The 8034-nt window shown below is 68.8% G+C and carries 5 protein-coding genes and 1 pseudogene; all 6 read left to right on the top strand.

Features of this window, described 5'->3' with window-relative positions; translation table 11 throughout:
- Nucleotides 1-430, top strand: a pseudogene (locus AOK22_RS17980) (6-phosphogluconate dehydrogenase); the annotation flags it as partial.
- Between the two features lie 52 nt (nt 431-482).
- Nucleotides 483-1604, top strand: a complete 1122-nt coding sequence (gene recF / locus AOK22_RS17975; RefSeq protein WP_055699688.1) for a DNA replication/repair protein RecF — start codon at nt 483-485, stop codon at nt 1602-1604.
- Complete coding sequence (locus AOK22_RS17970; protein ID WP_055699687.1) at nt 1601-2164, top strand: DciA family protein; 564 nt, start codon at nt 1601-1603, stop codon at nt 2162-2164. Before recF ends, AOK22_RS17970 begins: the two co-directional genes overlap by 4 nt.
- 275 nt (nt 2165-2439) lie before the next feature.
- On the top strand, nt 2440-4503 hold the full coding sequence (gene gyrB / locus AOK22_RS17965; RefSeq protein ID WP_055699686.1) for a DNA topoisomerase (ATP-hydrolyzing) subunit B: 2064 nt from the start codon (nt 2440-2442) through the stop codon (nt 4501-4503).
- A 43-nt stretch (nt 4504-4546) separates the two neighbouring features.
- Nucleotides 4547-7147, top strand: coding sequence for a DNA gyrase subunit A (gene gyrA, locus AOK22_RS17960; protein WP_055699685.1), 2601 nt, complete (start codon nt 4547-4549; stop codon nt 7145-7147).
- Between the two features lie 18 nt (nt 7148-7165).
- Entirely contained in the window at nt 7166-7876 is a 711-nt protein-coding gene (locus AOK22_RS17955; RefSeq protein ID WP_055699684.1) for a DUF3566 domain-containing protein, read from the top strand.
- Nucleotides 7877-8034 lie beyond the last annotated feature (158 nt).

Genomic DNA, 8034 nt, shown 5'->3' with positions numbered 1-8034 from the left:
CGGGGCGGTGCACGCGGGCAAGGTCGGCGCCGGCCACTTCTCCAAGATGGTCCACAACGGCATCGAGTACGCGATGATGCAGGCCTACGCCGAGGGCTGGGAGCTCCTGGAGAAGGTCGACTCGGTCACGGACGTGCGTGAGGTCTTCCGCTCCTGGCAGGAGGGCACGGTCATCCGTTCCTGGCTGCTGGACCTCGCCGTCAACGCTCTGGACGACGACGAGCACCTGGAGAAGCTGCGCGGCTTCGCGGCCGACTCCGGAGAGGGCCGCTGGACCGTCGAGGCCGCCATCGACAACGCCGTCCCGCTGCCGGCGATCACCGCGTCGCTCTTCGCGCGCTTCGCCTCGCGCCAGGACGACTCGCCGCAGATGAAGATGATCGCCGCGCTGCGCAACCAGTTCGGCGGCCACGCGGTGGAGAAGAAGTAATCCACAGCCTGTGCGCTGAGCACGGGCATGCCGGGGGAGGTCGGCGCACACCATGCACGTCACGCATCTGTCGCTGGCCGACTTCCGCTCGTACGCCCGGGTCGAGGTCCCTCTCGATCCGGGCGTCACCGCGTTCGTGGGGCCGAACGGCCAGGGGAAGACCAATCTCGTCGAGGCCGTCGGCTACCTCGCCACGCTCGGCAGCCACCGGGTCTCCTCGGACGCGCCGCTGGTGCGCATGGGCGCCGAGCGCGCCGTCGTCAGGGCCGCGGTCCGGCAGGGCGAGCGCCAGCAGCTGATCGAGCTCGAACTGAACCCGGGCAAGGCCAATCGCGCCCGCATCAACAGGTCCTCTCAGGTCAGACCACGTGACGTGCTGGGGATCGTACGGACCGTGCTGTTCGCGCCCGAGGACCTCGCGCTGATCAAGGGGGACCCCGGGGAGCGCCGGCGTTTCCTCGACGAGCTGATCACCGCCCGCTCCCCGCGCATGGCGGGCGTCCGGTCCGACTACGACCGCGTCCTCAAGCAGCGCAACACCCTCCTGAAGTCCGCCGCGCTCGCCCGTCGGCACGGCGGGCGGTCCATGGACCTGTCCACCCTCGACGTCTGGGACCAGCACCTCGCGCGCGCGGGCGCCGAGCTGCTCGCGCAGCGGCTCGACCTGATCTCGGCGCTGCAGCCGCTGGCCGACAAGGCGTACGAACAGCTGGCGCCCGGCGGCGGCCCGATCTCCCTGGAGTACAAGCCGTCGGCCCCCGGCGAGGGGCACACGCGCGAGGAGCTCTACGAACAGCTGATCGCCGCCCTCGAAGAGGCCCGCAAGCAGGAGATCGAGCGCGGCGTCACCCTCGTCGGCCCGCACCGCGACGACCTGCTCCTCAAGCTGGGCCAGCTCCCCGCGAAGGGGTACGCGAGCCACGGCGAGTCCTGGTCGTACGCCCTGGCGCTGCGCCTGGCCTCGTACGACCTGCTCAGGGCCGAGGGCAATGAGCCGGTCCTCGTCCTCGACGACGTCTTCGCGGAGCTGGACGCCCGGCGCAGGGAGCGGCTCGCGGAGCTGGTCGCCCCGGGCGAGCAGGTGCTGGTCACCGCCGCGGTGGACGACGACGTCCCGGACGTGCTCACCGGCACGCGGTACGCGGTGTCCGACGGCGCGGTGGAGCGCGTATGAGCGCCGACGAGCCCGCCAAGGAGGCGGCCGAGAACTCGTCCGCACCCGCTCCGAAGACCCCTGAGCCCTCCGGCGTCGACCTCGCCCGGGTCGCCCTGCGCGCCGCGAAGGAGCAGGCACGCGCGCGTGGCGACGCCGCACAGCAGAAGAAGCAGGCCCGGCGCGGCGGCCTGCGCTCCGGTGCCCGCGCGGACGGCCGCGATCCGCTGCCGCTGGGCTCCGCCATCAACCGTCTGATCACCGAGCGCGGCTGGGAGACGCCGGCCGCGGTGGGCGGCGTGATGGGCCGCTGGCCGCAGATCGTCGGCGACGACCTGGCCAAGCACTGCGTCCCGCAGCGGTACGACGAGGACGAGCGCGTCCTGACCGTGCAGTGCGACTCGACGGCGTGGGCGACGAACCTGCGCCTGCTCGCCCCGCAGCTGGTCGCGCGCCTCAACGAGGACCTCGGCCACGGCACCGTGCGCCTCATCAAAGTCCTCGGTCCCGGGGGTCCCGCGCGTCGCTTCGGACCCTTGCGCGCACCGGGCAGCACGGGCCCCGGCGACACCTACGGCTGAGGCCGTTCCCGACGGTAGCTCGTGGTTGACGTCCCGAAGCGCTGAGTGCCGCTGTGAGCGTTCTGGAGCCCTGGGCCGCATATGGGGAGTCGGCCGAGGCCGGTTCAGGGCGGCACATGAGGACTCAGGTACCGGCAAACCCCCATCACTGTCAGCGCTACCGGTAGACTGGAAGCTAATCCCGCCCCACTTGTGGGACGCACCGAGCAACGCTGACTAGGGCTTACCGAACAAACACGCCGCAGCCGCTCCGGCCACCGCCGGGTGCTTGGCTTGTGCTGTGCCAGAAAGGGCGCTTCGTGGCCGATTCCGGCAACCCCAACGAGAACATCCCGTCCACCGACGCAGGCGTGAACGACGAGGCCAACGCCTCGTACGACGCCAGCGCGATCACCGTCCTCGAGGGTCTGGACGCGGTTCGCAAGCGACCCGGCATGTACATCGGTTCGACCGGTGAGCGTGGTCTGCACCACCTGGTGCAGGAGGTCGTCGACAACTCCGTCGACGAGGCCCTCGCCGGACACGCGGACACGATCGACGTCACGATCCTCGCCGACGGCGGCGTGCGCGTCGTCGACAACGGCCGAGGCATTCCCGTCGACATCCACCCCGTGGAGAAGAAGCCGGCCGTCGAGGTCGTGCTGACCGTGCTCCACGCGGGCGGCAAGTTCGGCGGCGGTGGCTACGCCGTCTCCGGTGGTCTCCACGGCGTCGGCGTCTCCGTCGTGAACGCCCTGTCGACCAAGGTCTCGGTCGAGATCAAGCGCGACGGCTACCGCTGGACCCAGGACTACAAGCTGGGTGTGCCGACGGCTCCGCTCGCCAAGCACGAGCAGGTCGAGGACTCGGGCACCACGGTCACCTTCTGGGCGGACCCGGACGTCTTCGAGACGACCGAGTACTCCTTCGAGACGCTGGCACGGCGTTTCCAGGAGATGGCGTTCCTCAACAAGGGTTTGACGATCAAACTCACTGATGAGCGCGAGTCGGCGAAGGCCGTCGCCGGTGCGGACTCGGCCGAGTCGAGCGACGACGACGAGGCCCGCACGGTCACGTACCACTACGAAGGCGGCATCGTCGACTTCGTGAAGTACCTCAACTCCCGCAAGGGTGAGGTCATCCACCCGACCGTCATCGACGTCGAGGCCGAGGACAAGGAGCGTCTCCTCTCGGCCGAGATCGCGATGCAGTGGAACTCGCAGTACAGCGAGGGCGTGTACTCCTTCGCGAACACGATCCACACGCACGAGGGCGGTACGCACGAGGAGGGCTTCAGGGCCGCACTGACGGGCCTGGTCAACCGCTACGCGCGCGACAAGAAGCTGCTCCGCGAGAAGGACGACAACCTCACGGGCGAGGACATCCGCGAGGGTCTGACCGCCATCATCTCGGTCAAGCTGGGCGAGCCCCAGTTCGAGGGCCAGACCAAGACCAAGCTGGGCAACACCGAGGCGAAGACCTTCGTCCAGAAGGTGGTCCACGAGCACCTCACGGACTGGTTCGACCGCAACCCGAACGAGGCCGCGGACATCATCCGCAAGGGCATCCAGGCCGCCACGGCCCGTGTCGCCGCCCGCAAGGCGCGCGACCTGACCCGCCGCAAGGGCCTCCTGGAGACCGCCTCCCTGCCGGGCAAGCTCTCCGACTGCCAGTCGAACGACCCGACGAAGTGCGAGATCTTCATCGTCGAGGGTGACTCCGCCGGTGGTTCGGCGAAGTCCGGCCGCGACCCGATGTACCAGGCGATCCTGCCCATCCGAGGCAAGATCCTGAACGTCGAGAAGGCCCGCGTCGACAAGATCCTGCACAACCAGGAGATCCAGGCCCTCATCTCCGCCTTCGGCACCGGTGTGCACGAGGACTTCGACATCGAGAGGCTCCGCTATCACAAGATCATCCTGATGGCGGACGCCGACGTCGACGGTCAGCACATCAACACGCTGCTCCTGACCTTCCTGTTCCGCTTCATGCGGCCGCTGGTCGAAGCCGGGCACGTCTACCTGTCGCGTCCCCCGCTGTACAAGATCAAGTGGTCCCGTGACGACTTCCAGTACGCGTACTCGGACCGGGAGCGCGACGCCCTGGTGGAGCTCGGGCGGCAGGCCGGCAAGCGCATCAAGGACGACTCGGTCCAGCGCTTCAAGGGTCTCGGCGAGATGAACGCCGAGGAGCTGCGCGTCACGACGATGGACCAGGAACACCGCGTTCTCGGCCAGGTGACCCTGGACGACGCGGCGCAGGCCGACGACCTCTTCTCGGTGCTGATGGGCGAGGACGTCGAGGCACGGCGCTCCTTCATCCAGCGCAATGCCAAGGACGTTCGCTTCCTCGACATCTGAGTCGGCCCGTACCAGCCGCACCTCGAAAGGACTTTGACCAGCAATGGCCGACGAGAACACCCCTGTGACGCCCGAAGAGGAACCCACCGTTCCTGGCGTGGGCATGCGTGTCGAGCCCGTCGGGCTCGAGACGGAGATGCAGCGCTCGTATCTCGACTACGCGATGTCCGTCATCGTGTCCCGCGCGCTGCCCGACGTACGCGACGGTCTGAAGCCCGTCCACCGCCGCGTCCTGTACGCGATGTACGACGGCGGCTACCGCCCCGAGAAGGGCTTCTACAAGTGCGCCCGCGTCGTCGGCGACGTCATGGGCACCTACCACCCGCACGGCGACTCCTCCATCTACGACGCCCTGGTGCGCCTCGCCCAGCCGTGGTCGATGCGGATGCCGCTGGTGGACTCCAACGGCAACTTCGGCTCCCCGGGCAACGACCCGGCGGCCGCCATGCGCTACACCGAGTGCAAGATGGCGCCGCTGGCCATGGAGATGGTCCGTGACATCGACGAGGAGACCGTCGACTTCACGGACAACTACGACGGCCGCAACCAGGAGCCGACGGTTCTGCCGGCGCGCTTCCCGAACCTGCTGATCAACGGCTCGGCGGGCATCGCGGTCGGCATGGCCACCAACATCCCGCCGCACAACCTCCGCGAGGTCGCGGCGGGCGCGCAGTGGGCGCTGGAGCACCCCGACGCCTCCCACGAGGAGCTGCTCGACGCGCTCATCGAGCGCATCAAGGGCCCCGACTTCCCGACCGGCGCCCTCGTGGTGGGCCGCAAGGGCATCGAGGAGGCCTACCGCACGGGCCGCGGCTCCATCACGATGCGCGCGGTCGTCGCGGTCGAGGAGATCCAGAACCGCCAGTGCCTGGTGGTCACCGAACTCCCGTACCAGACCAACCCCGACAACCTCGCGCAGAAGATCGCCGACCTGGTGAAGGACGGCAAGATCGGCGGCATCGCCGACGTCCGCGACGAGTCGTCCTCGCGCACCGGCCAGCGCCTGGTCATCGTCCTGAAGCGGGACGCGGTCGCCAAGGTCGTCCTGAACAACCTCTACAAGCACACCGACCTGCAGTCGAACTTCAGCGCCAACATGCTGGCCCTGGTCGACGGTGTGCCGCGCACCCTCTCCCTGGACGCGTTCATCCGCCACTGGGTGACGCACCAGATCGAGGTCATCGTCCGGCGTACGAAGTTCCGCCTGCGCAAGGCCGAGGAGCGGGCCCACATCCTGCGCGGCCTGCTCAAGGCCCTGGACGCCATCGACGAGGTCATCGCGCTCATCCGCGGCAGCCAGACCGTCGACATCGCGCGCGAGGGCCTGATGGGCCTCCTGTCGATCGACGAGATCCAGGCCAACGCCATCCTCGAGATGCAGCTGCGCCGGCTCGCCGCCCTGGAGCGCCAGAAGATCGTCGCCGAGCACGACGAGCTCCAGGCGAAGATCAACGAGTACAACGCGATCCTGGCCTCGCCCGAGAAGCAGCGCCAGATCATCAGCGAGGAGCTCGCGGCGATCGTCGAGAAGTTCGGCGAGGACCGTCGCTCGGCGCTCGTGCCCTTCGACGGCGACATGTCCATCGAGGACCTGATCGCCGAAGAGGACATCGTCGTCACCATCACGCGCGGTGGCTACATCAAGCGCACCAAGACCGAGGACTACCGCTCGCAGAAGCGCGGCGGCAAGGGCGTGCGCGGCACGAAGCTGAAGCAGGACGACATCGTCGACCACTTCTTCGTGTCGACGACGCACCACTGGCTGCTGTTCTTCACCAACAAGGGCCGCGTCTACCGCGCCAAGGCGTACGAACTGCCCGACGCCGGACGCGACGCCCGCGGCCAGCACGTGGCGAACCTCCTCGCCTTCCAGCCGGACGAGCAGATCGCCGAGATCCTCGCGATCCGTGACTACGAAGCGGTGCCCTATCTGATCCTCGCGACCAAGGGCGGCCTCGTAAAGAAGACCCCGCTCAAGGACTACGACTCACCCAGGTCGGGTGGCGTCATCGCCATCAACCTCCGCGAGACTGAGGACGGTTCGGACGACGAGCTGATCGGCGCGGAGCTCGTCTCGGCCGAGGACGACCTGCTGCTCATCAGCAAGAAGGCCCAGTCGATCAGGTTCACCGCAACGGACGACGCGCTGCGCCCGATGGGCCGCGCCACTTCGGGCGTCAAGGGAATGAGTTTCCGCGACGGCGACGAACTGCTCTCGATGAATGTTGTCCGTCCGGGTACGTTCGTGTTCACCGCCACCGACGGTGGGTACGCAAAGCGGACTGCCGTCGACGAGTACCGCGTTCAGGGTCGCGGTGGCCTCGGCATCAAGGCCGCCAAGATCGTGGAGGACCGCGGCGAGCTGGTCGGCGCGCTGGTGGTCGAGGAGAGCGACGAGATCCTCGCCATCACGCTGTCCGGTGGTGTGATTCGTACGCGAGTCAACGAGGTCAGGGAGACGGGCCGTGACACCATGGGCGTCCAACTGATCAACCTGGGCAAGCGCGATGCCGTGGTCGGTATCGCTCGTAACGCCGAGGCCGGACGCGAGGCCGAGGAAGTCGATGGCGATGTCGTCGACGAGTCGGACGCCGCCGAGCCGGTCGTCGGTACGGACGAGGGCACGGACTCCTCGGCCGAGTAGCGCGAGGAGTGAGTCATCGTGAGTGGAGCCACGGGCGCCGGGGCGAATCGGACCGGCACTACCGGCACGGACGGTGCCCGTGGCTCCGCCGCAGATGCACACGACTCAGATGAGTCTCATGGATCCCAGGGGGGGACTGTGACGGACACCCGAGGGCCAGGGACCGCTGGTCAGGCTTCTGGCCAGTACGACGCCTCCTACGGGGGTGCCAAGGGCGCGACGGGCGGCGGGGCGCTGCCCGGCGAGCGCCCGCGCCAGCAGCAGGCCTCCCAGCCGTATCACCCGCCGCAGGCGTATCAGCAGGGCGCGCAGACGGGCGCGGTGCGCCGGCCGCGGACGGGGGCGCGCACGACCCCGCGTACGCGCAAGGCGCGGCTGCGGGTGGCCAAGGCCGACCCGTGGTCGGTGATGAAGGTCAGCTTCCTGCTCTCCATCGCGCTCGGCATCTGCACGATCGTCGCGGCGGCCGTCCTGTGGATGGTCATGGACGCGATGGGCGTCTTCTCCACGGTCGGCGGCACGATCTCCGAGGCGACGGGCTCGAACGAGTCCAACGGCTTCGACCTGCAGTCCTTCCTGTCGCTGCCGCGCGTCCTGATGTTCACGTCGATCATCGCGGTCATCGACGTCGTCCTGGCGACGGCGCTGGCGACGCTGGGCGCCTTCATCTACAACCTCTCGGCGGGCTTCGTGGGCGGCGTCGAGCTGACGCTGGCCGAGGACGAGTAGCCGGGGCGGTGGCTTTCGGCCCTGACGGGGCCGGTTCATGGCGGGTTCGGATGCGGCCCCGTCGGCCCCGTCGGCCCCCGGGGTGAACGGGGGCTTCCGTTTGTCTTCTGGTCGTCTGCCGTGGGGGGCTTGCGGGGTTCCGGGTACCGGGGTGCCGG

Source organism: Streptomyces silaceus (assembly GCF_001419745.1).
Taxonomy (GTDB): domain Bacteria; phylum Actinomycetota; class Actinomycetes; order Streptomycetales; family Streptomycetaceae; genus Streptomyces; species Streptomyces silaceus.
Note: the sequence above shows the minus strand (reverse complement) of the source record. Positions and strands in the feature narration are given on the sequence as shown.